We start from the raw sequence: 21,165 nt of genomic DNA, 5'->3' as shown, positions 1-21,165 counted from the left end.
TGGCGACTAGCCACGCCCGCGCCGCCGGGACTGCCAGACGGCCGCCGCCGCCAGCGCCGCCACCACCGCGCCGCCCGCGATCAGGCCCACCGAAGGGCCGGTGTCGTCGTCCTTGCTCTTCGTGGTCGTCGTCGCCTCGTCCGACGACACCTGGTCCCCGCACCCCGTCCTCGGGTAGCCCGCGATCGCGCAGAGGAGGGCGTTGGTGTCGTAGCGGAGGGGTTTGGCGACGGCGGCGAGGGCCTCGGCCGTCGTGGCGTCGGGGGAGACCTGGGCGCAGGCCCAGCGGGTGGCGGGCGGGGTCTCGCCGGACGGGGCGTCCGCCCTGGTGCCGAAGTCGATGACCAGGGCGACCCGCTTCGTCCCCTCCTTCGCGGGCGTGCGCGCGCAGATCGCCCCGAAGGACGCCGCGCCGCGGGGCCGGTCCGCGTCGGAGGAGTCCTCGCTGACCGCGAAGCGGAAGCCCTGGACGTCGCCGTCGGAGGGGCGGGCCAGGGAGGGGCCCTGGGTGGCGTAGACCCAACGGTCGCCGGTGCGGTCCCAGAAGGACCAGTAGCGGTAGCCGGCGGCCTGGGCCTGGGTGGGGGCCGACAGCAGCAGGAGGCAGGCCAGCGTGAGGAGCAGGGCGCGGGCGGGGCGGGTCACGACTGCCGGCGCTTCCGGGCGCGGCCTATGAGCACGAAGCCGATGATCGCGCCGATGAGGAGACCGCCGCCGACGGTCCAGGCGGCGTCCAGGCCGTCGTCGTCGTCCCCGTCGGCCGAGCTGGTGTCGCTGTCGCTCTTGCTGTCGGCGTCGGCGGAGTCGGTGTCCGAGGCGGACCTGGGCGTGGGGCCGGTCTCGTTGAGAAGGGCGATCAGGTCCTGGCCGCCGAAGTTCCGTACGTCGATGTCCGCCGCGTGAGCGGCGAGGACCAGCTGGGCGTAGGCGGCGGGACCGCTCTGCCGCGCCCACTCCTTGTACTCGCGCTCCAGCCAGCGCAGGACGTCCGCCGCCTCGCCGCCGTGGCCGGAGGTCGCGAGGGCGAGGGCGGCGTCGGCCGTGTTGCCGTAGTCGGGCTGGTCCTCGGCGCCGGGCAGCGTGGACGTCAGGTGCTGGCCCTTGGCCAGGAGCCGGACGAGGTACATGGCGCCGTTCTGCGCGGCGCGCTCGGGGTCCTTGGCGTCCTCGCAGGTCAGGGTGTCATCGGTGGGCGCTTTGGCCTCGCCGGCCAGGCCCTTGCCCAGCGCCCCCACGACGGCCGCGGCGGTCGCGTCCGCGTTGGCCGTGAGTGTGCCCTTCTTGTCCGGCTGGTAGGCGAAGGCGCCCTGCCCGCCGCTCTCGCAGGCCAGAGCCAGCTTCAGCAGGGCGTCGTAGGGGGACTTGCCGCCCTTCAGCACCTGCGCGGGCTGCTCCCCGGCCGCCGTCAGCGCGCCGATCACGACCGACGTCGAGTTCGCGTCGCTCGCCCCGCCCGGCGTGTAGCCCCAGCCGCCGTCCGCGTTCTGGACGGACTTGAGCCAGGTGGCCGCCTTCTTCACACCGGCGTCGTGCTTCCCGAGCGCCGCCAGTGCCTGCGCCGCGGCCGCGGTGCTGTTGGTGTCCACCATGAGCTTGGCGTCGCAGGCCCCCGCCGGGTCCTCGCGGAACGCGGCGAACGCGCCGTTCGCGCACTGCTGTTCCGCCAGCCAGTCCACCGCCCGGTCGGCGGGGACCACGCCCACGGTGTCCTGCGCGAGGAGCGCCAGCGACTGGCGCCACACGCCGTCGTACGTCGGGTCGCCGGTGCCGTACAGCCCCTCGGGTATCGCCACCGGGGTGGGGGACGGGGTGGCGGCTACGGACGGGACGGCGGCACCCAGGACGACGGCGGTACCGGCGGCCAGGGCCGCGGCGCTGTGGCGGAACTTCATGATCGGCGGGTGCCTCTCCCAGTCAGGGAGCCGGGCAGCACGGGACATCCCGGCGGCTCGGCTCCGTATACCTCGACGGTGCCGTACGGCGGCGGGCCTGCCGGCGCACGTGAGCCGGTCAACATCCCGTACGAGGCAGTCCGGCTTGCCACCGGGGTGGCTCACGGTTGCGGGTCAGCGCCGGGTTTGCACCGGCTTCCCCCCGTACGGGTGTGATGACGACTCGGTCACTCTACCGGCAGGTAGCTGCGAGCCTGCGGGGCGTCCGTGGGCCCGGGTAGGTTCCGGTCATGACCATGACGGGGAGAGGGCCGGGTGCGGCCCCGGGCAGGCTGCTGGGCTCAGGGCGTTCGGCCGACGTGTACGAGATCGACGAGGCGTGGGTGCTGCGCCGCGACCGGGAGGGCTGGGGGGACGCGGCGGCCGAGGGAGCGCTCATGGAGTATGTGCGCGGGCACGGCTACCCGGCGCCCCGGGTACGGCCGTCCGGCTCGCGGACCGACCTCGTGATGGAACGGCTGGACGGGCCCACGATGGTCCAGGCGTTCGCGGCCGGCACGCTGGACTCGGCGGAGGCGGGCGCGACCCTCGCCCGGCTGCTGCGCGAGCTGCACACCGTGCCGGGGCTGACCTCGGCCGACGCGCGGATCCTCCACCTCGATCTCCACCCCGAGAACGTGATCCTCACGGCGGACGGCCCCCGGGTCATCGACTGGGCCATGGCCGAGGAGGGCGACCCGGGACTGGACTGGGGCACCTCGGCGGTGATCCTCGCGCAGGTCGCCGTCTCCGCCGCGCCGGTCGCCGCACCGGCCGGCGCGACGCTGGCCGCGCTGCTCGCCGACCCGTCCGACCTCACGGAGGAGGGGCTGGCTGAGGCGCTGCGGCGGCGGGCGGCCAATCCGACGATGACCCGGGAGGAGACCGGACTCCTGGGCGCGGCGGAGGAGTTGATCAGGTCCCTGACGCGTCACGACTGGTCTTAGAGGCGGGGCGTCGGGCCGCCGCAGGGGAGGAACAGGGTGCGGGCCGCGAGCAGCCAGGTGCCGTCGGGGGTGCGGCGCAGGGCGTCCTCGTAGTGGCCGATGCGGACCGGGGGCCCGGTGTCGGGACCGGTGTGGAGCCTGGTGCCGGGACTGGTGTGGGGCCTCGTGCCGGGACCGGTGTGGGGCTGTGTGCCCGGCCCGGCGGCGACGGTGGCCGGCCGGCCGTGGTCGACGCGGAAGGTCGTGAAGTACGACGTCGCCCTCGCCGTGTCCGGGGACGTCACCTCGACGCGCACGTCGGACATGAGACGGCGGGCGTGGCGGTCGGCGGGGCGGGAGCCGAAGTGGGCGCGCAGGGCGGCGCGGCCCTTCACCAGACGGTCGCCCTCCGGCCAGGTCCAGGTGCCGTCCTCGGTGAACAGGTCGGCCACGGAGCCGGGTTCACCGAGGTCCAGACGGCGGACGAGGTCGAGGAGCAGGCGCTGGCAGGCTCGTTCGGCGAGGAGCTGCTCGATCGGGTCCATGGGCGTTGCCACCAGGGGTGCCGGGACGGGTGCGGTGCGGTGTAATTCGCTGTCAGGGCACCGTACGGCCCGGTCGTGAACTCGGCGGATCGGCCGCGTGAACGGCACCGCTCACAGCCCTGTATCTCGAAGGGCGACGCTCACGCGGCCACGTACGTCACAGGATCGCTCCCCGTCACCGCCTCCGCACGCCCGAGCTTCACCAGCCGCCGCAGATGGGCCTCCGCCTCCGAGACCGCGATGTTCCTCGATCCGTAGGGGATCTGCGGCCAGGGCCGGTTCCACTCCATGCGCTCGGCGAGCTGCCAGGGGGTGAGCGGGGAGGCGAGGAGGGCGAGCAGGTCGGTGAGGCGGGCCTCGTGGTGGGTGAGCAGCTCCCGTACCCGGGACGGGGCGTCGGTGAACGCGTACTGGTGGGCGGGGAGGATCTCGGCGGGGGCGAGCCGGCCGACGCGTTCGAGGGAGTCGAGGTAGTCGCCGAGCGGATCGGTGACGGTGGCGTCGTCGGGGTCCTCGTACAGGCCGATGTGCGGGGTGATCTCGGGGAGCACGTGGTCGCCGGAGAACAGCCGGCCGTGGCCCGGCAGTCCACCCGGGTGCTCCTCCTCCAGGTGGAGGCAGACGTGGCCGGGGGTGTGGCCCGGTGTCCAGATCGCGCGGAGGCGCCGGCCGGGGAGGTCCAGGAGTTCGCCGGGGACGATCTCGCGGTCGGGAAGGGCGGGGGAGAGGCCGGGGAGCGTACGGCGCCGGGCCGTGCGCAACGGGGCGATGTGTTCCTCGGGGGCGCCGGCCGCGGCGAGCTTGTCCGCCATGTACGTGTACCAGCGCTCCGGGCGGGTCTCGCGGGTCCGCCGCACGATCGAGGCGTCCGCCGCGTGCATCGCCACCCACGCCCCGGACGCCTCCCGCACCTTGGCGGAGAGACCGTGGTGGTCGGGGTGGTGGTGCGTGATGACGACACCGCGCAACTCGGCCACGGACGTGCCGCAGGCGGTGAGCCCGGCGGCCAGCGCGTCCCAGGACGCCGGGTCGTCCCACCCGGTGTCGATCAGCACCGGCCCGCGGTCGGTGTCGACGACGTACACGAGGGTGAAGCCGAGCGGGTTGTCCGGGATAGGGACCCGCAGGGAGCGGACGCCGCCGCCATGGTCGTACGTCCGGGGGTCGTACGTCTGAGGGTGGTACGTCTCGCGGTCGGATGTCTCGGGGTCGTCCTGGCTACTCGTCATCTGCCCTCCGTCCCACGGCCATTGCCCACTATAACTAGAACTGGTATCAGTTTCTGAAACACCGTCAGAAACGATGCAGACGAAGGCAGTGGCCATGGCCGAGCTCGTGGAACACGGACAGCTGTTCATCGGCGGGGAACTGACCGACCCCCTGGGCAAGGACGTGATCGAGGTGATCTCCCCGCATACGGAGGAGGTCATCGGACGGGTGCCGCACGCCTCGGCGGCCGATGTGGACCGGGCGGTCGCCGTCGCCCGGCGGGCCTTCGATGAGGGGCCCTGGCCGCGGCTGTCCCTCGATGAGCGGATCGCGGTCGTCACCCGCATCAAGGACGCGATCGCCGTGCGGCACGAGGAGATCGCCCGCGTGATCTCCTCCGAGAACGGCTCCCCGTACTCCTGGAGCGTCCTCGCGCAGGCCCTCGGCGCGATGATGGTGTGGGACGCGGCGATCACCGTCGCCCGGGGCTTCCCCCACGAGGAGCGGCGTGACGGCGTCCTCGGGAAGATCCTCGTCCGGCGTGAGCCGGTGGGTGTGGTCGCGGCCGTCGTCCCGTGGAACGTCCCGCAGTTCGTCGCCGCCGCGAAGCTGGCGCCCGCGCTGCTCACGGGCTGTTCGGTGATCCTCAAGCCGTCGCCCGAGTCGCCGCTGGACGCGTACATCCTGGCGGACATCGCGCGGGAGGCCGGGCTGCCGGAGGGCGTGCTGTCGATCCTCCCGGCGGACCGCGAGGTCAGCGAGTACCTGGTCGGGCACCCCGGGATCGACAAGGTCTCCTTCACCGGCTCGGTCGCCGCGGGGAAGCGGGTCATGGAGGTGGCCTCGCGGAACCTCACCCGCGTGACCCTGGAGCTGGGCGGCAAGTCGGCGGCCGTCGTCCTGCCGGACGCGGACCTCGCCACGGCCGTCCCCGGGATCGTCTCGGCGGCCTGGATGAACAACGGCCAGGCCTGTGTCGCCCAGACCCGCATCCTCCTTCCCCGCTCCCGCTACGACGAGTTCGCGGACGCCTTCACCGCGGCGGCGAGCGCGCTCGTGGTCGGCGACCCGCTGGACCCGGCCACCCAGGTCGGCCCCCTGGTGGCCGAACGGCAGCAGCGCCGCAACCTCGACTACATCCGCATCGGCCAGGAGGAGGGCGCGAAGATCCTCACGGGCGGCGGCCGTCCGGCGGGCCTGGAGCGCGGCTGGTACGTCGAGCCGACCCTCTTCGGCGACGTCGACAACACCATGCGGATCGCCCGCGAGGAGATCTTCGGCCCGGTGATCTGCCTCCTCCCCTACGGCGACGAGGCCGAGGCGCTGAAGATCGCCAACGACTCCGACTACGGGCTGAGCGGCAGCGTCTGGACGGCGGACGTGGAGCACGGCATCGAGATCGCGCGCCAGGTCCGGACGGGGACGTACTCGGTCAACACCTTCAGCCTGGACATGCTCGGCCCGTTCGGCGGCTACAAGAATTCCGGGCTGGGGCGGGAGTTCGGGCCCGAGGGGTACGGCGAGTTCCTGGAGCACAAGATGATCCACCTGCCGGCGGGCTGGGAGGGCTGAGGGATGGGGGTACCTCCCGCGCGAGCGGAGTCGAGCGTGGGGGCGGGTGACCGCTGGCACGTCGAGGTCGACCGTTCCCTGTGCATCGGCTCCGCCCAGTGTCTGCACCACGCCCCGGACGGCTTCCGCCTGGACAGCGCCCGTCAGTCCCACCCGGTCGATCCGGACGCGGGCGCGAACGAGGGGGTGCTGGCGGCGGCGGAGAGCTGCCCGGTGGAGGCGATCACGGTGACGCTGCTGGGGAGCGGGGAGGCGGTGTTCCCGCCGGAGGAGTAGAGGAGTGGAGGGAAGAGAAGCGGAGGGTGGAGGAGTAGGAGAGTCAGGTGGGGCAGGTGGGGCAGGTGGGGCAGGTGGGGTGAAAAAAGTTCTCCTTTGGGAGGGTTCATCCCACTCCAGGCGTTATATCCTGGTAATGGCCTACGAGGCGAGTGAGGGAGTTCAACCGGAGTAGCCGACTTTGGCGAGACGCAAACGGCATCCGCTGAGGCCGACGTCGACGGTCGGGCTGAGAGGCCGAACAGCAGCAGTCAGTAGGGCTGGACGGCGACCCCCATTACCTGATCCGGGTAATACCGGCGAAGGGAACCCGTCTCGTAGGTTCTTCCGCGCTCAGAGCCCCGGCGACTCGGGGCCGCGCCACGTCCGCTCCACCTCCTCGAACCTCGTGGCGTAGGCGCCCGTCGGGAGGGCCGAGCGCAGATACCGCAGGTCGGAGGGGCGCAGGAGCTCGAAGGCTTCGGCGGGCAGGGCCTCGAGGATGTCCGGGGCACGGTCGGCCAGCCAGTCGTCGAGGTCCAGCTCTGCCGCGAGGCGGAGGAGGTCGATGAGGGCGGAGGGGTGAGAGACGGCGACCGCGGGCAGGTCGAGGCGCGCGAGCAGGTCGTCGAAGTGACGGGCGGCGGCCTTGCCGCGCAGGGAACCCGACCACGCCCACGTGCCCGTGGAATGGCTCAGGTGGGTCATGCGCAGAAGGTCGCGCAGCGGGTCGTCGCCCTCGCTGAGGACCACGCGCAGGGAGTTGAGCGAGTCGGCCAGATGAGGGCCGCGGTGCAGGGTGTGCCGGACACAGGCCAGGAGTGCCTGGTCCATCGACGCGGTGAGATTCCCGCAGCTCGCCACCGCCCGGTAGCTCTTGGCCATGACGGACTGGAGTGCCGCGTCGGACAGCGCGGGGGCGTCCTGGGCCAATTGGCGCAGGACGACGTCGAGGTAGGGGCCCCGCTCGCTCGGTCCGAGGGCCTCGACGTGGTTCAGGCATTCGAGGTACAGATCGGGCAGCACCTCGGGGCCGTAGACGTCGCGGGTCAGCAGGGCGGCAAGCGTGTGGGTGGCCGTCTGGACCAGGCCGCCGAAGACCGCGTTGAACGTCATCACGGCGGTCGGAGCCTGGAGCAGGAGCGGGTATCCGACGTGCAGCAGGACCTCCGTGTCGAGATCGCCGATGAACGAGACCCGTCGGATCAGATCCGAGACGCCGGTCGCGTCGAGCCGGGCTGCCAGCCGCTCCGGAAGGGCACCTGGGACCCCGGGCCGCGACACCCCCATGGACCAGCCGAGTTCGTGGTGCGTGACCGGCGTCCGGCGCGTGCTGATGCGCAGATCCGCCTTCTGCCTGCCCGTGGTGTCCTGTGGATCGGGGCGCCAGCAGCGTTCGGGGCCGAGGGTCGAGGACAGCGCGGCCCAGGACTCGGTGGACAGCTGTCCCTTCCAGCCCATGGCATGCCGTCGCCAGTCGGCGGCCGTGTCCTCGTCGCCTCCGACGAACTCCGAGGCGTACACCTCACCCACCGCCAGGACCGCGATCAGCAGCAGGTTGGCCTCGTACACCGCGTCCCGGTACGTCCGGCGCAACCGCACCGGTGCGTACGCCATGGAGCCGCGGTGCTCCGGGTCCCAGGCCGCCGCGCGGAAGAGAGCGGCGAGCGTGGGGGCCAGACGGGTGTGCCGGTGGTCATGCGGCCAGGTGGTCAGCATGTCGCGCAGGTTCTGCCAGAGCTGCGCCCGGTCGGTGAGCGGGGCGAAGGACAGGAGGGCGTACAGCTCGCCGTCGTCCGCCGGGGTGAGCCGGCGCAGCGCCCCCTCGATCAGCCGCGCGGCCAGGTGCTCGCCGAACGTCGCGTGCATGAACTCGTAGCTGCGCAGCCGCTCCTCCGTGACGACGGCCTGGGCCTCGTGGACGAAGAAGAAGCGGCCGAACAGCAGCCCCGAGCCGTCCTCGCCCGGCGACACGGCGCCGAGCGCCCGCAGGTCCCGCTCCGCCTCCTCGCCGTTGATCGCCTGGGCGCCCCGGTGGAACATCGACAGGGCGACCACCGACAGGCGGTGCAGCTCGCGTTCCACGGCCGCCGCGACCTCGGACGGCGGCAGCGGGCCGTCCTTCTCCACCTGGCGGTGGACGAACTCGGTGAGCAGCCGGTCGTACAGCTCGGTCCGGCTGAAGTCCCCGTCCGCCCCCTCCGCCCCGTCCGCCCCGTCCGCGTCCGCCTCCTCCGCCTCGCCCGCCCCCTCCTCCTCGTCCTTCCCGTGCTCGTCCTTCAGGCGGTGGAGCGCGTTGTCGGCCGCGTCGTACAGCGCGAACATGAGGAGCAGCAGGGGCTGGGCGGCGAGGTCACGGTGGTGGGGGAGGACGACATCCGGGGTGAGCGGCCGCAGGCCACGGCGCTCGAAGTAGCCGGTGTTCGCGGTGTTCCAGACGGACAGCCAGCGCTCGATCTCCGGCTCCGCGAAGGGTTCCAGCCGGACCACCTCGCTACGGGCGGGGATGTCCGCGCGGTCGGCGACCACCGTACGGCTCGTCACGATCACGATCAGTGGGCGGCCGAGCATCGCCTCGCGCTTCTGGAAGCTCTCCACGTCCCGCAGATAGCCCCACTGCCGTGCCGTGCCGAGCCGCTGGGCGCCCGCCTGGAGGAGTTCATCGAAACCGTCCAGCAGGACCACGGGGACGGGGCCGGGCTCCTCCTCGGACCAGTCCGGCCAGCTCACCGAGCGTCCCGTGGCCCGTCGGAGCGCGTGCTCCAGCTGGGTCTGCACGTCCGCCTCCGCGGGCGTGTGCCGCAGCTCCACCCGCAGCGGGCGGAATTCGCTCGCCGGGAGCCGGGCCGTCAGCAGTTTCGTCAGCAGCGACTTGCCCGCGCCGGGGTGGCCGAGGACGACGAGCGGGGCCAGCAGGGCGTGCAGGCCGAGGAGATGGGCGGCGAGGAACCGCTCGATGTCGTCGTACGACGGCTGCTCCTCCCACCACTTGTCGGAGGCGATCCCGGCCCGCGGGTCCCGGGACGGGCCGGCGAGCCGGAAGCGCGGGGTGACATAGCCCTCCGCGAGGCTCGGCAGACGGGGGCCGGGGGAGTCGAGCGAGGCGATCGGGGCGCGCAGCAGGGCGCCGGCGGCGGGCCTCGCGTCCCGCCCGGCGAACTCCGCCAGCAGCTCACCCAGCCGCACCAGCCCGGTCCCGGCGGGACGGTCCCCGACGGAGGTCCCGCAGTCCCTCGCGGTCCTGGTCCTGGTCCCGTTCCCGGCCCCGGCCCGGGTCCCGGTTCCGGCGGGACGGCCACCGGCGGAGGGACGGCAGTGCCTCGCGTCCCCGGCTCCGGCTCCGCCCCCGGTCCCGCCCTCGCACCCACCCCCGCCCCCGTTGGGACAGTCCCCGCCCCAGGTGCCGCAGTCCCCCACGGCCCCGGCTCCGGCCCCGATCCCGCTCCCGCCCCCGATGGAGGTTTCGCCCACCCCCGTCACCAGTGCGAACTCCGGGCAGACCGCGGCCAGTGGGGCGGCCAGGCGCACATGGTCGGCGGCGGACCGCGCGAGGTTCTCGCCCCACAGGTAGTCCGGGTCCGCCAGCGACATCGCGTACGGCATGACCGAACCGTCCGCCAGCTGCTGGACCAGGACGGCGGCCTCCGGGCGGCGCGTCTCGTCCAGCGCCACGGTCGCCGCCACCAGCACCACCCGCGCCGCCTGGATCAGGGCGGCCCGGGCCATCCCGTGCGCGGCCCGCACCCGCTCCGGGAAGCCCTTCAGCACATAGTTCAGGACGCGCGGCTCGCTGCGTTCCGCGTGCGGCGGGTTCATCAGCGTGTCGAGTGCCACCGTCCACTCCTTGCGGTCGCCGGCCAGCAGGCCCACCGCGTCCTCGACGCTCATGGCGGAGCACTCGGTGGCGTCGAGGCGCGGGACGACCGGCGAGACCTCCGTCTCGGCGGGCCGGCCGGTGCGCTCGCGCGACGCCTCGGCCGTCCGCTCCAGTTCGGCGTGGCGCAGCCGCCACCAGCGGACGTCGAGGTTCATGCCCTGCGGGGGCCACGCGGTGCCGTTCCGCTCGGTGCACAGCTCGACGATCCGCCGCACCGTGTCCCACTCCGGTGGCGTCCGCTGCCGTCCGTTGAGCAGTTCCGAGACGGAACTGACGCTCCTCAGCCCGAGCGCGTCGGCGATCTCCCGCTGCGGCACCCGGCAGGTGTGGACCAGGCGGTGCAGCTCGGCGCAGAAGTCCGCGACGGGACCCGCCGGTGGTGCGGTCAACTCCCAACCCCTTCGACGCGGTTCGCCGGTCGACTCCGAAGCGTAGGGCCTGACCTGCGGGTACCGCCGGGAATCGGGAGCAGTGGTCAGGACCGGTCGCGGGTGTCCGGATCGGTCACGTCGATCAGGCGGCACACCGTCTCGATGTCGATACGGACCTGGGCGATGGACGCGCGGCCGGAGAGCCAGGTGATCAGGGCCGAGTGCCAGGTGTGTTCGATGACGCGGACGGCGGAGAGCTGCTCCGGGGTGGGGTTCTCCAGGCCCATCGCGTCGAGGATGATCGCCGTCGTCTGACGGGAGACCTGGTCGACCTCGGGCGAGACACTGCGGTCGGCGAACGTCAGCGCGCGGACCATCGCGTCGGCCAGGTGCGGCTCGCGCTGGAGGGCGCGGAAGGCGCGCATCAGGGTCTCCGCGACCCGGTCCGCCGCCCGCTCGCCCGCCGGGGGTTTCTTCCGCAGGGTGCCGTGCATGTGCTCCAGCTGGTCCTGCATGGTGGCGACCAACAGGTGCACCTTGGAGGGGAAGTAGCGGTAGAGCGTGCCGAGGGCGACCTGGGAGGACTCGGCGACCTCCCGCATCTGCACCGCGTCGAAACCGCCCCGGCTGGCCAGCTGCGCGCTCGCGTGCAGGATGCGCCGACGGCGGGCCTCCTGCCGCTCCGTGAGGGGGGAGGAGGCCGGGCGCTGGGTGCTGTCTTCCGCAGGCATGGGTCCCGTTCCGTGACAGTCGGTGAGGGTCGGTGATCACACAGCATGGCAGCGCGGCCGCCGTGGCGTGAATCACCTGATCCACTGCTCACCGCGTCCCTACCTGCCGGTAGATTCAGAGCCTCCCGAACGATCAAGTCTGAAACTTGTTCTAGATTAGCGTCCCGTCGTAGTCTCGCGGGACAGTGCAGGCAGAAGGGGGCCCGGAGTGACCGCTGAGGCCAGTCAGGCGGGGTCCCGGCATGACCTCGCCGCCGACGGCGGACGACCGCTCGACATCGCGCTCCTGACCTATAAGGGGAACCCGTTCTGCGGGGGCCAAGGGGTCTACGTACGGCACCTCTCGCGCGAGCTGGCGCGCCTCGGCCACCGCGTCGAGGTGATCGGTTCCCAGCCGTATCCGGTGCTCGACGAGGGCCACGACGACCGGCTGTCCCTCACCGAGCTGCCCAGCCTCGACCTGTACCGCCAGCCCGACCCCTTTCGCACCCCGGGACGCGGCGAGTACCGCGACTGGATCGACGCCCTCGAAGTCGCGACGATGTGGACCGGCGGGTTCCCCGAGCCGCTGACCTTCTCCCTGCGCGCCCGCCGCCATCTGCGTGCCCGGCGCGGCGAGTTCGACATCGTGCACGACAACCAGACCCTCGGATACGGGCTGCTGGGGGACGTCGGAGCGCCCCTCGTCACCACCATCCACCACCCCATCACCGTCGACCGGCAGTTGGAGCTGGACGCCGCCGACGGCTGGCAGCGCCGCTACTCCGTGCGCCGCTGGTACGCCTTCACCCGGATGCAGAAGCGGGTCGCCCGCCGGCTGCCGTCGGTGCTCACCGTCTCCGGGACCTCCCGCCAGGAGATCGTCGACCACCTCGGCGTCCGCGACGACCGCGTCCACGTCGTCCACATCGGCGCCGACACCGACCTGTTCTCGCCCGACCCGTCCGTGGCCGTCGTCCCGGGCCGGATCGTGACGACCTCCAGCGCGGACGTGCCGCTCAAGGGCCTGGTCTTCCTCGTCGAGGCGCTGGCGAAGGCACGCACGGAGCACCCGCAGGCCCACCTCGTCGTCGTCGGCAAGCGCCCGCAGGAGGGTCCCGTCGCCCAGGCGATCGAGCGCTACGGCCTCGAAGGCGCCGTCGAGTTCGTCAAGGGCATCTCGGACGCCGAACTGGTCGACCTGGTGCGCTCGGCGGAGGTCGCCTGCGTGCCCTCGCTGTACGAGGGCTTCTCGCTGCCGGCCGCCGAGGCCATGGCCACCGGCACCCCCCTGGTCGCCACCACCGGCGGCGCGATCCCCGAGGTCGCCGGACCCGACGGGGAGACCTGCCTCGCCGTACCGCCCGGCGACGCGGGCGCCCTGGCTGCGGCGCTGACCCGGCTGCTGGGCGACCCCGGGCTGCGGGCCCGGCTCGGCGCGGCCGGACGGCGGCGGGTGCTGGAGCGGTTCACCTGGGCCCGGGCGGCCGAGGGCACGGTGGCCCGCTACCGCGAGGCGATATCCGCGGGCGGCGCCGGAGGGGCACACCCGGCCCGCGAAGATGTTGACGTTGTATCCGATCGCGAAAGCAGGGCCACGTGCTGACCGTCGACTTCTCCCGGTTCCCGCTCGCCCCGGGTGACCGGGTCCTGGACCTCGGCTGCGGGGCCGGCCGGCACGCCTTCGAGTGCTACCGGCGGGGCGCCCAGGTCGTGGCCCTCGACCAGAACGGCGAGGAGATCCGCGAGGTCGCCAAGTGGTTCGCGGCGATGAAGGAGGCCGGCGAGGCCCCGGAGGGCGCCACCGCCACGGCCATGGAGGGCGACGCCCTCGCGCTCCCGTTCCCCGACGAGTCCTTCGACGTCGTCATCATCTCCGAGGTGATGGAGCACATCCCCGACGACAAGGGTGTGCTCGCCGAGATGGTCCGGGTCCTCAAGCCCGGCGGACGGATCGCGATCACCGTCCCGCGCTACGGCCCCGAGAAGGTCTGCTGGGCCCTCTCCGACGCCTACCACGAGGTCGAGGGCGGCCACATCCGCATCTACCGGGCGGACGAACTGCTCGCGAAGATCCGCGAGGCCGGCCTGAAGCCGTACGGCACCCACCACGCGCACGCGCTGCACTCGCCGTACTGGTGGCTGAAGTGCGCGTTCGGCGTCGACAACGACAAGGCGCTGCCGGTGCGGGCGTACCACAAGCTGCTGGTCTGGGACATCATGAAGAAGCCCCTCGCCACCCGGGTCGCCGAACAGGCGCTCAACCCGCTGATCGGCAAGAGTTTCGTGGCCTACGCGACGAAACCCCATCTGCCGAGGCTCGCCGAGAAGACCGGGGCGGACACCAAGTGACCACCCCCCGGACAGAACACCTCGTCCTGCCCGGGGTCCTCACCGCCGAGCAGGCCGCCGCGACCGTCGCCGGCATCCTCGCCGTGCAGCGGGAGGACGGCGCGATCCCCTGGTTCCGGGGCCACCACCTCGACCCGTGGGACCACACCGAGGCCGCGATGGCCCTGGACGCGGCGGGCGAGCACGAGGCCGCCGAGCGGGCGTACACCTGGCTGGCCCGCCACCAGAACGAGGACGGTTCCTGGTACGCGGCCTACCAGGACGGCGACTTCGCCGACGTCACCGACCGCGGGCGCGAGACGAACTTCGTCGCCTACCTCGCGGTGGGCGTCTGGCACCACTACCTCTCCACCGGCGACGACACCTTCCTGGACCGCATGTGGCCGGCCGTCTACGCGTCCGTCGAGTACGTGCTGCGGCTCCAGCAGCCCGGCGGCCAGATCGGCTGGCGGCGCGACGACGACGGCACGCCCACGGCGGACGCGCTGCTCACCGGCTCCTCCTCGATCCACCAGGCGCTGCGCTGCGCGCTGGCCATCGCCGACCAGCGGGAGGAACCGCAGCCGGACTGGGAGCTGGCCGCGGGCGCGCTGCGGCACGCCATACGCCGGCACCCGGAGCGGTTCCTCGACAAGGACCGCTACTCGATGGACTGGTACTACCCGGTGCTCGGCGGCGCGTTGACCGGCACGGAGGCCAAGTCCCGGATAGAGGCGGACTGGGAGCGGTTCGTGGTGCCCGGACTCGGGGTGCGGTGTGTCGTGCCCAACCCGTGGGTGACGGGCGGCGAGTCGGCCGAACTCGCCCTGGCGCTCTGGGCGATGGGCGAGTCCGACCGGGCGCTGGAGATCCTCCAGTCCATCCAGCATCTGCGGGACCCCGAGTCGGGGCTGTACTGGACGGGGTACGTCTTCGAGGACGACGCGATCTGGCCGCGTGAGCTGACGACGTGGACGGCGGGATCGCTGCTGCTCGCCGTCGCCGCGCTGGGGGGCCATGAGGCCACCTGCGCGGTGTTCGGGGGCGAGCATCTGCCGCTGGGGCTGGACCCGGACTGCTGCGGGTAGCCTCCGGCGGTTTTCGGGGGCCTTGGGGTGGGTGGGTGGTTCTGCTGGGGGCGGGTGCGGGGCGGCTGTGGCTGGTCGCGCAGTTCCCCGCGCCCCTGGAGGGCGTGGCGCTCGGCCTTCGGTGACGGTCGCGCAGTTCCCCGCGCCCCTGGAGGGCGTGGCGCTCGGCCTTCGGTGACGGTCGCGCAGTTCCCCGCGTCCCTGGAGGGCGTGGCGCTCGGCCTTCAGTGACGGTCGCGCAGTTCCCCGCGTCCCTGGACGGCGTGGCGCTCGGCCGCGCTGACCGGGCGAGGTTCTGCCGGGAGGCGTGCTCAGTGGCGGTGGACCCGGTTTGCGATTGCGTGGCCGATGAACAGGTAGACCACCGCCGCCAGGCCGTAGCCCGCGACCACCCGGACCCACGCCTCGTCGAACGTGAACAGGTCGTGCGACCAGCCGGCGAGCCAGCGGGCCACGTCGTGGACGAACTGGACGAAGCCGTTCCCGCGGTTCGCGTCCAGCAGGTACATGAGGATCCAGAGGCCCAGCACGAGGGCCATGATGTCGGCGACGACGGCGATGACCGTCCCGGCCTGGTTCGCACCGTTGCGATATCGAGGGGACATGCCCCCCGGGTTGCCGTTTCCGCGCGGCCGAAACCCGACGGGCGACCCGCCGTCATTTTCCCGGTGTTGGGCTGGAGTTGGCCCTTCCGGGGGAGAATGTTCGAAGGGGTCCCTGATGATCCTGCCCCCGGAGTGGCAGGAGAGGGCCGTTGTCCGTCACCGGAAGACCCGCGATCGAGGAGCCGAGACTCACCACCCGGCGGGTGCGCCGCCGCCGCGTTCCCCGGCATGTCGTCGCCGCCCTGCCGCTCGCGCTGGCCGGGCTGATATCCCTGCTCGTCTCCGGGAACACCCTGAGACCCTTCGAGCGGATCACCACGCTGGAGGCGAAGATGGCCTCCAAGTCCGACTTCTTCAAGGACCCCGAGGTGCAGCGGCTGTTACTCCGGCACGGCATACGGGTCGACATCCACCGGCTCGGCTCGCGCGGCATCGCCACCCAGTCGCTGAAGGGCATGGACGTCGTCTTCCCGTCCGGGCAGCCCGCCGCGAAGCTCGTCCTGGACCGGCAGGACCGTTCCGTCCGCTCGGTCCGCCCCTTCGTCACCCCGCTCGTCCTCGGCACGTTCCGTGACTACGCCGAAACCCTCGTCAAGGCCGGGGTCGCCACCCCCCAACAGGCGGCGGGCGGCCAGACCCTCTACTACGACCTCGACATGCGCGGTCTGATGGGCCTGCTCGACGGCAAGGCCGGCGGCCGCGCCACCGCCGACCAGGACGGCGACGGGAAGACCGAGGGCGCCGACACCTGGAACGGCATCGGCTTCGACACCGCCGGCGGCCACAGCAACAGCGGCCGGGTGCTGGTGCGCACCTCCAGCGTCTGCGAGTCCAACTCCGCCGGCACCTACCTCAGCCTCCTCGCCTTCGTCGCCAACCGGAACAGCACCCCGGGCACCCAGAGCGTCAACGACCCCCGGCTCGCCCGGGAGGCGGTGACCGACCTCGCGGCCCGGATCAAGCCGCTGATCAACCTCCAGGGCATGTGGGCCGACGATCAGGCCGACAGCTACCTCTCCGACCTCGGCGAGTCCATCGCCCCCATCTCCGTGATCTACGAGCACCAGTACCTGGCCCACCAGATCGCCTACCACGACGAGCACGGCAGCCAGGACCCCGACCGCGTCCTGCTCTACCCCACCCCCTACGCCCTCACCGAACCCCAGCTGATCTCCCTCACCGACCGCGGCGACCGGCTCGTGCGCATCCTGGAGGAGGACGACGCCCTGCGCGACCGAGCCCTCGAACTCGGCTTCCGGGTCCGTGACTCCGACACGCAGGAGAACACCGGCGAGCGCCTCGACGCCTACCTCCGCGACCACGGCATCCAGGTTCCCGTCCCCAACACCGACCAGACCAAGGCCTACGAGCCGGACCTGGACGTCCTGGAGCGGATCATCGACTACGTAGGGAACTGTCCGCCGCCCGCCCAGGACGCCCCGTGAGACGGCGGATCGGCGCCCTGGCCCTCGCCGTCGCCCTGATCGGCACACTGACCTCCGCCTGCACCGGCGACACCGACCACCTCACCCTCAAGGTCCTCGCCGGCCCCGAACTCGCCGACGTGGAACCGCTCCTGGACGAGCTGGAGGAGGACACCGGCGTCAAGCTGGAGATGACGTACGAGGCCACCGCCGACCTCGCCGGGCAGCAGCCCCCGGCGGCCGGGAAGCCCGCCTACGACCTGGCCTGGCTCGCCTCCGACCGCTCCTTCCAACTGCGTGTGCAGGACTCCGGCGGGCGGCTCACCCGGCCTGAGTCCACCTCCGTGATGCGCTCGCCGGTCGTCGTCGGCCTCACCCCCGAGGCCGCCGCGGACCTGCGCGCGAACGCCCCCGGTGGCCGGATCACCTGGGCCGATCTCGCGGACGCCGCCGCCGACGGCCGGCTGCGCTTCGGCATGGCCGACCCCCGGCGCAGCGACACCGGCCGGGCCGCGCTGGTCGGCGTCGCCACCGCGGCCGCCGGCACCGGCAGCGCCCTGCGCGAGGAGGACGTCTCCTGCGACCGGCTGCGCGGGTTCCGCTCCGGCCAGAACCTCACCGCGGCCGGCTCCCGCACCCTGCTCGACACCTACCTCAAGGACCAGGGCGCGGCCGACGCGCTGATCGCCCATGAGTCCGAACTGCTGGCCCTGAACGCCGGCGGAGAGCTGGGCACGCCCCTGGAGATCGTCCACCCGGACGACGGCATGGTCCTGTCCGACTTCCCGCTGCTCCTCCTCGACCCCGCCGAACGCACCGCCTACCGCAAGGTCGTCGACTGGCTGCTGAGCGCCGACACCCAACGGGAGCTGATGGAGCGCACCTTCCGGCGGCCCGTGAACCAGGACGTCGAGCCGTCGAAGCGGCTGCGGACACCGGTCGGCAACGCCCTCTCCTTCCCCGACCGGCTCTCCATCGTCGAGCGGCTCGTCGACGACTACGGCGACCCCGCGCATCCCACCGGCGACCAGATCGTCTTCCTGCTCGACTTCTCCACCTCGATGCGCGGCGAGCGCATCGCCGACCTGCGCGCCGCCTTCGCGGGCCTCAGCGGCGCCGACCGCACCGCGACCGGCAAGTTCGCCCGCTTCTACCGGGGCGAGCGCCTCACCGTCGTCCGCTTCGGCGGCCGGGTGCTCCAGGAACGCACGGTGACCGTGCGCGGCGACGGCGATCTGAAGACCCTGGACCGGGTGGTCGCCGACGGCGGCTTCGACGACGCCACCGCCGTCTGGTCGGCCCTCGACCGCGGCTACCGCATCGCCGCCGACGCCGTCCGCGCCGCACCCGAACGGCCCGTCGCCATCGTGCTGATGACGGACGGTGAGAACAACGCGGGGCTCACCTACGAGGAGTTCCTGCGCCGGCACGAACGGCTCGGCTCCGCCGCCGACGCGGTGCCGACCTTCCCCGTCCAGTTCGGAGAGGCCGACGCGGCCGCGCTGCGGCGGGCCGCCACCGCCACCGGCGGCCGGATGGTCGACGCCGGTCTCTCCTCGCTCTCCGACGCGTTCAAGGAGATCCGTGGGTGTCATTGACAGTCAGTGGTGGAGCCTGTGGGGGCCGTGGGTGGCCGTCTGGGCGGTGACGGCGGCCGCGTGCGCCGTGCTGGCGCGGTACGTCCTGCAGCGGTTGGGCTGGCTGCGGCGCCGCCGTCGCGACGGCGGACGCACCGTGCAGGGCATGTGCTTCTTCCTGCACAAGCCACGGGTCATGGACCTCTACGAGTACGGCGGCTTCTCAGCGGCCCTGGAGGCGGAGGTCGCCGACCGCACCAACGTCAACGCGGGGGTGGGTCTGTTCGCGCGGCTGTTCGGCGGCCTGTTCGGGGCGCACGGGGAAGCCACCAGGGAACGCGTCACCGCCTACATCCAGCAGAGCACGCCCATCACCGTGATCCGGCTGGTGATGGACACCATGCGCAAGGAGGACGCCGTCGTGCACGCCGACCTCACCACCGGTGTCGTCACCCCGAACCGGGCGCTCGCCGACCGCCTGGCCGAACAGGGCGGCGACGGACGGGTGCCGCTGACCGCCATCGGCGTCGCCACGGCGTTCGTCTCGGTCACCGGCCTGTTCACCGCCCGCCGCGCGGAGAACGGCGACATCGTGCTGCGCGCCCAGTACGGCACCGGCGAGCCCGCCGCCCAGGTACGCATCACCTGCGAGGCGTCCGGGGTGCGCGAGGGCTTCCAGAACGCCGAGTACTTCACCGGGGAGTTCCAGGCCCGCTGCCTGGGCAAGGTGCCGACGTGGAACCGGGAGAACGGCGAGCTGTCCCTCAACCCGATCGCCATCTTCCTCTGACGGGCCCGGCGGGCCTCACGCGTTCAGCTCGGCCAGCACCCGCAGGGTGTGCGGGTCGGGCGCCAGCGCCAGCAGGTCCGTCACCGGGCCCTTGCGCCACAGCTCCAGTCGCTCCGCGATCCGTTCGCGCGGCCCGACCAGCGAGATCTCGTCGGCGAACGCGTCCGGGACGGCCAGCACCGCCTCCTCCCGCCGGCCCGCCAGGAACAGCTCCTGGATCCGCCGCGCCTCCTCCTCGTACCCCATGCGCGCCATCAGATCGGCGTGGAAGTTGCGGGTGGCGTGGCCCATGCCGCCGATGTAGAAGCCGAGCATGGCCTTCACGGCCAGCAGCCCCTCGCCGACGTCGTCGCAGACCCGCACCCGGGCCATCGGCGCGACCCGGAACCCCTCCGGCAGCCCGGCGATCCCCGGCCCGTACGCGTCCGGCCGGCTGGGCGACCAGTACAGCGGCAGCCACCCGTCGGCGATCCGCGCCGTCTGCACCACGTTCCGCGGCCCCTCGGCCCCGAGGAACACCGGCAGTTCCGGCCGCAGCGGATGCGTGACGGACTTCAGCGGCCGGCCCAGACCGGTCGCGTCCGGCCCCCGGTAGGGCAGCGGGTGGAACCGCCCGTCGCCCAGCTCCACCGGCGCCTCCCGCCGCAGCACCTGACGTACGACGTCCACGTACTCCCGCGTCGCGGTCAGCGGCGACCTCGGGAACGGCCGCCCGTACCAGCCCTCGACCACCTGCGGACCCGACAGGCCGAGCCCGAGCGTCAGCCGACCGCCGGAGAGATGGTCCAGGGTGAGGGCGTGCATCGCCGTGGCGGTGGGGGAGCGGGCCGCCATCTGCGCGACCGCCGTGCCCAGCCCGATCCGCGTGGTGTGCGCGGCGATCCAGGTCAGCGGGGTGAAGGCGTCCGAGCCCCAGGACTCCGCCGTCCACACCGAGTCGTACCCGAGCCGCTCCGCCTCCCGTGCCAGCTCCACCTGGCCCAGGGCAGGGCCGCGGCCCCAGTAGCCGAGCGCGAGACCGAGCCGCATCACTGCCTCCTGACGGTCCGTCAGACATGGGGAGGCTGCGACTGTACGACAACGGCCCCCCGCCCGGAAGGGCGAGGGGCCGTGAGCTGCCCGCGCGGTCGCTCAGCCGCGCTGGATGCCGGAGGAGTCCCGCAGGACACCGCGGCGGCCGTCCTGGGTCTGCGCGATCAGACCCTGGGCACCCTGCTCGACCGCGAGGTACCAGGTGCCGGGCGCCAGCTCCGCGATCGGCATCGGCGCACCGTCCTCCCCGTACAGCGGCCGGGGCACCGGAACGGCGAACCAGAACGGCGAGAAGTCCGGCGCCGGCGGCTGCGCCGGACCCGGCTGCGCGCCGAACGGCGGCTGCCCCTGGGCCGGCGGCTGCCCGCCGAAGGCCGACGGCTGCGGCGCACCCGGGTATCCGTAACCGGCGGGCGGCTGGGCGCCGTAGGGCTGCGGCGTCGGGGGCTTCGGGGCGGGGATCAGACCGGCCTGGAGGGCGGGGACGAGGGGGGTGGCGATGGCCGCGCCCGCCATGATCAGCGTGGCCACCAGGGCGAGGATCAGGCCCGTACCGGCGTCGGGAGCACTCGAATCGCCGCCGCCGCCGATGTTGTCCAGGCCGCCCACCGGGTCGATGACATTGCCCAGGGCGCTCCACGCGGCGAACAGCGCGAAGGCGACACCGAAGGGGCCGAGTTCCAGCCCGACGACCTTGCGGGGCTGCGGCAGTCCTCGAGCGACAACGACGAGGGCCGCCCCGATGAGGCCCGCGAGGACGACACTGAGCAGGACCGGTCCGCTCGACCAGAGGCTCGGCATGTCGACGCTGTCGGGTACGTCCTCGTACGAGTAGTTGTCGAGGAACGACGCGATGAACAGCAATACCGCTGCTCCGATCACCACGCCGTCGCCTCGAGTGAGGGAGCGGATATTCACTTCA

Annotated in this window: 18 protein-coding genes; 9 read left to right on the top strand and 9 right to left on the bottom strand. The window is 72.7% G+C overall.

Annotation, left to right across the window (positions count from 1 at the left end):
* Window positions 1-6 precede the first annotated feature (6 nt).
* Complete coding sequence (locus tag ACZ6D7_RS06375) at window positions 7-645, bottom strand: SCO2322 family protein (RefSeq protein ID WP_469484272.1); 639 nt, start codon at window positions 643-645, stop codon at window positions 7-9.
* Entirely contained in the window at window positions 642-1,892 is a 1,251-nt protein-coding gene (locus ACZ6D7_RS06370) for a prenyltransferase/squalene oxidase repeat-containing protein (protein WP_469484269.1), read from the bottom strand. Before ACZ6D7_RS06370 ends, ACZ6D7_RS06375 begins: the two co-directional genes overlap by 4 nt.
* Before the next feature lie 290 nt (window positions 1,893-2,182).
* Here ACZ6D7_RS06370 and ACZ6D7_RS06365 point away from each other — a divergent pair, with 290 nt between their 5' ends.
* Window positions 2,183-2,878: a phosphotransferase gene (locus tag ACZ6D7_RS06365; RefSeq protein WP_469484266.1), complete on the top strand. Its 696-nt coding sequence runs from the start codon at window positions 2,183-2,185 to the stop codon at window positions 2,876-2,878.
* On the opposite strand, the gene ACZ6D7_RS06360 is transcribed toward ACZ6D7_RS06365, so the two are convergent.
* Window positions 2,875-3,402 carry a nuclear transport factor 2 family protein gene (locus ACZ6D7_RS06360; protein WP_469484265.1) on the bottom strand — a complete coding sequence of 176 codons (528 nt, stop codon included), beginning with the start codon at window positions 3,400-3,402 and terminating at the stop codon, window positions 2,875-2,877. The two genes, ACZ6D7_RS06365 and ACZ6D7_RS06360, sit on opposite strands and share 4 nt — an antisense overlap.
* Window positions 3,403-3,542: 140 nt before the next feature.
* Window positions 3,543-4,631, bottom strand: coding sequence for an MBL fold metallo-hydrolase (locus ACZ6D7_RS06355; protein WP_469484263.1), 1,089 nt, complete (start codon window positions 4,629-4,631; stop codon window positions 3,543-3,545).
* A gap of 94 nt (window positions 4,632-4,725) precedes the next feature.
* Between ACZ6D7_RS06355 and ACZ6D7_RS06350 the strand changes: the two genes are divergently transcribed.
* Window positions 4,726-6,183, top strand: a complete 1,458-nt coding sequence (locus ACZ6D7_RS06350) for an aldehyde dehydrogenase (RefSeq protein ID WP_469484566.1) — start codon at window positions 4,726-4,728, stop codon at window positions 6,181-6,183.
* A gap of 3 nt (window positions 6,184-6,186) precedes the next feature.
* Entirely contained in the window at window positions 6,187-6,459 is a 273-nt protein-coding gene (locus ACZ6D7_RS06345) for a ferredoxin (protein ID WP_469484261.1), read from the top strand.
* A 333-nt stretch (window positions 6,460-6,792) separates the two neighbouring features.
* On the opposite strand, the gene ACZ6D7_RS06340 is transcribed toward ACZ6D7_RS06345, so the two are convergent.
* Window positions 6,793-10,704 carry an NACHT domain-containing protein gene (locus tag ACZ6D7_RS06340; protein ID WP_469484259.1) on the bottom strand — a complete coding sequence of 1,304 codons (3,912 nt, stop codon included), beginning with the start codon at window positions 10,702-10,704 and terminating at the stop codon, window positions 6,793-6,795.
* A gap of 86 nt (window positions 10,705-10,790) precedes the next feature.
* Window positions 10,791-11,417: a TetR family transcriptional regulator gene (locus ACZ6D7_RS06335; protein ID WP_469484256.1), complete on the bottom strand. Its 627-nt coding sequence runs from the start codon at window positions 11,415-11,417 to the stop codon at window positions 10,791-10,793.
* Between the two features lie 208 nt (window positions 11,418-11,625).
* Here ACZ6D7_RS06335 and ACZ6D7_RS06330 point away from each other — a divergent pair, with 208 nt between their 5' ends.
* The 3 genes from ACZ6D7_RS06330 to ACZ6D7_RS06320 are packed head-to-tail and all read left to right on the top strand — an operon-like array spanning window position 11,626 to window position 14,815.
* Window positions 11,626-13,002 (top strand): glycosyltransferase family 4 protein, encoded by a 1,377-nt coding sequence (locus tag ACZ6D7_RS06330; RefSeq protein ID WP_469484253.1) that lies wholly within the window; start codon window positions 11,626-11,628, stop codon window positions 13,000-13,002.
* The gene (locus ACZ6D7_RS06325; RefSeq protein ID WP_469484250.1) at window positions 12,996-13,748 is read left to right on the top strand and encodes a class I SAM-dependent methyltransferase; all 753 of its coding nucleotides are present in this window, start codon (window positions 12,996-12,998) and stop codon (window positions 13,746-13,748) included. The genes ACZ6D7_RS06330 and ACZ6D7_RS06325 overlap by 7 nt, the downstream gene beginning before the upstream one ends.
* Window positions 13,745-14,815 (top strand): prenyltransferase/squalene oxidase repeat-containing protein, encoded by a 1,071-nt coding sequence (locus ACZ6D7_RS06320; RefSeq protein WP_469484247.1) that lies wholly within the window; start codon window positions 13,745-13,747, stop codon window positions 14,813-14,815. The genes ACZ6D7_RS06325 and ACZ6D7_RS06320 overlap by 4 nt, the downstream gene beginning before the upstream one ends.
* Window positions 14,816-15,126: 311 nt before the next feature.
* Here the strand turns inward: ACZ6D7_RS06320 and ACZ6D7_RS06315 are convergent, their stop codons facing one another.
* Complete coding sequence (locus tag ACZ6D7_RS06315) at window positions 15,127-15,420, bottom strand: hypothetical protein (protein ID WP_469484245.1); 294 nt, start codon at window positions 15,418-15,420, stop codon at window positions 15,127-15,129.
* Between the two features lie 149 nt (window positions 15,421-15,569).
* Between ACZ6D7_RS06315 and ACZ6D7_RS06310 the strand changes: the two genes are divergently transcribed.
* Genes ACZ6D7_RS06310 through ACZ6D7_RS06300 form a run of 3 tightly spaced genes read left to right on the top strand, consistent with a single transcriptional unit; the run spans window position 15,570 to window position 19,211 of the window.
* Complete coding sequence (locus ACZ6D7_RS06310; protein WP_469484243.1) at window positions 15,570-16,865, top strand: hypothetical protein; 1,296 nt, start codon at window positions 15,570-15,572, stop codon at window positions 16,863-16,865.
* On the top strand, window positions 16,862-18,442 hold the full coding sequence (locus ACZ6D7_RS06305) for a substrate-binding domain-containing protein (RefSeq protein WP_469484240.1): 1,581 nt from the start codon (window positions 16,862-16,864) through the stop codon (window positions 18,440-18,442). The genes ACZ6D7_RS06310 and ACZ6D7_RS06305 overlap by 4 nt, the downstream gene beginning before the upstream one ends.
* Complete coding sequence (locus ACZ6D7_RS06300; protein ID WP_469484237.1) at window positions 18,429-19,211, top strand: hypothetical protein; 783 nt, start codon at window positions 18,429-18,431, stop codon at window positions 19,209-19,211. Before ACZ6D7_RS06305 ends, ACZ6D7_RS06300 begins: the two co-directional genes overlap by 14 nt.
* Before the next feature lie 15 nt (window positions 19,212-19,226).
* Here ACZ6D7_RS06300 and ACZ6D7_RS06295 read toward each other — a convergent pair whose 3' ends face one another.
* On the bottom strand, window positions 19,227-20,240 hold the full coding sequence (locus ACZ6D7_RS06295; protein WP_469484234.1) for an LLM class F420-dependent oxidoreductase: 1,014 nt from the start codon (window positions 20,238-20,240) through the stop codon (window positions 19,227-19,229).
* Between the two features lie 102 nt (window positions 20,241-20,342).
* Window positions 20,343-21,161, bottom strand: a complete 819-nt coding sequence (locus ACZ6D7_RS06290; protein WP_469484231.1) for a hypothetical protein — start codon at window positions 21,159-21,161, stop codon at window positions 20,343-20,345.
* Between the last annotated feature and the right edge of the window lie 4 nt (window positions 21,162-21,165).

It is taken from the genome of Streptomyces sp. NPDC041784 (assembly GCF_055591025.1).
Note: the sequence above shows the minus strand (reverse complement) of the source record. Positions and strands in the feature narration are given on the sequence as shown.

Excerpts from the sequence above, each read along its gene's own strand:
- ACZ6D7_RS06370 (WP_469484269.1), bottom strand. The coding sequence starts at position 1,892 with ATGAAGTTCCGCCACAGCGCCGCGGCCCTGGCCGCCGGTACCGCCGTC.
- ACZ6D7_RS06365 (WP_469484266.1), top strand. The coding sequence starts at position 2,183 with ATGACCATGACGGGGAGAGGGCCGGGTGCGGCCCCGGGCAGGCTGCTG.
- ACZ6D7_RS06360 (WP_469484265.1), bottom strand. The coding sequence starts at position 3,402 with ATGGACCCGATCGAGCAGCTCCTCGCCGAACGAGCCTGCCAGCGCCTG.
- ACZ6D7_RS06355 (WP_469484263.1), bottom strand. The coding sequence starts at position 4,631 with ATGACGAGTAGCCAGGACGACCCCGAGACATCCGACCGCGAGACGTAC.
- ACZ6D7_RS06350 (WP_469484566.1), top strand. The coding sequence starts at position 4,726 with ATGGCCGAGCTCGTGGAACACGGACAGCTGTTCATCGGCGGGGAACTG.
- ACZ6D7_RS06345 (WP_469484261.1), top strand. The coding sequence starts at position 6,187 with ATGGGGGTACCTCCCGCGCGAGCGGAGTCGAGCGTGGGGGCGGGTGAC.
- ACZ6D7_RS06335 (WP_469484256.1), bottom strand. The coding sequence starts at position 11,417 with ATGCCTGCGGAAGACAGCACCCAGCGCCCGGCCTCCTCCCCCCTCACG.
- ACZ6D7_RS06315 (WP_469484245.1), bottom strand. The coding sequence starts at position 15,420 with ATGTCCCCTCGATATCGCAACGGTGCGAACCAGGCCGGGACGGTCATC.
- ACZ6D7_RS06295 (WP_469484234.1), bottom strand. The coding sequence starts at position 20,240 with ATGCGGCTCGGTCTCGCGCTCGGCTACTGGGGCCGCGGCCCTGCCCTG.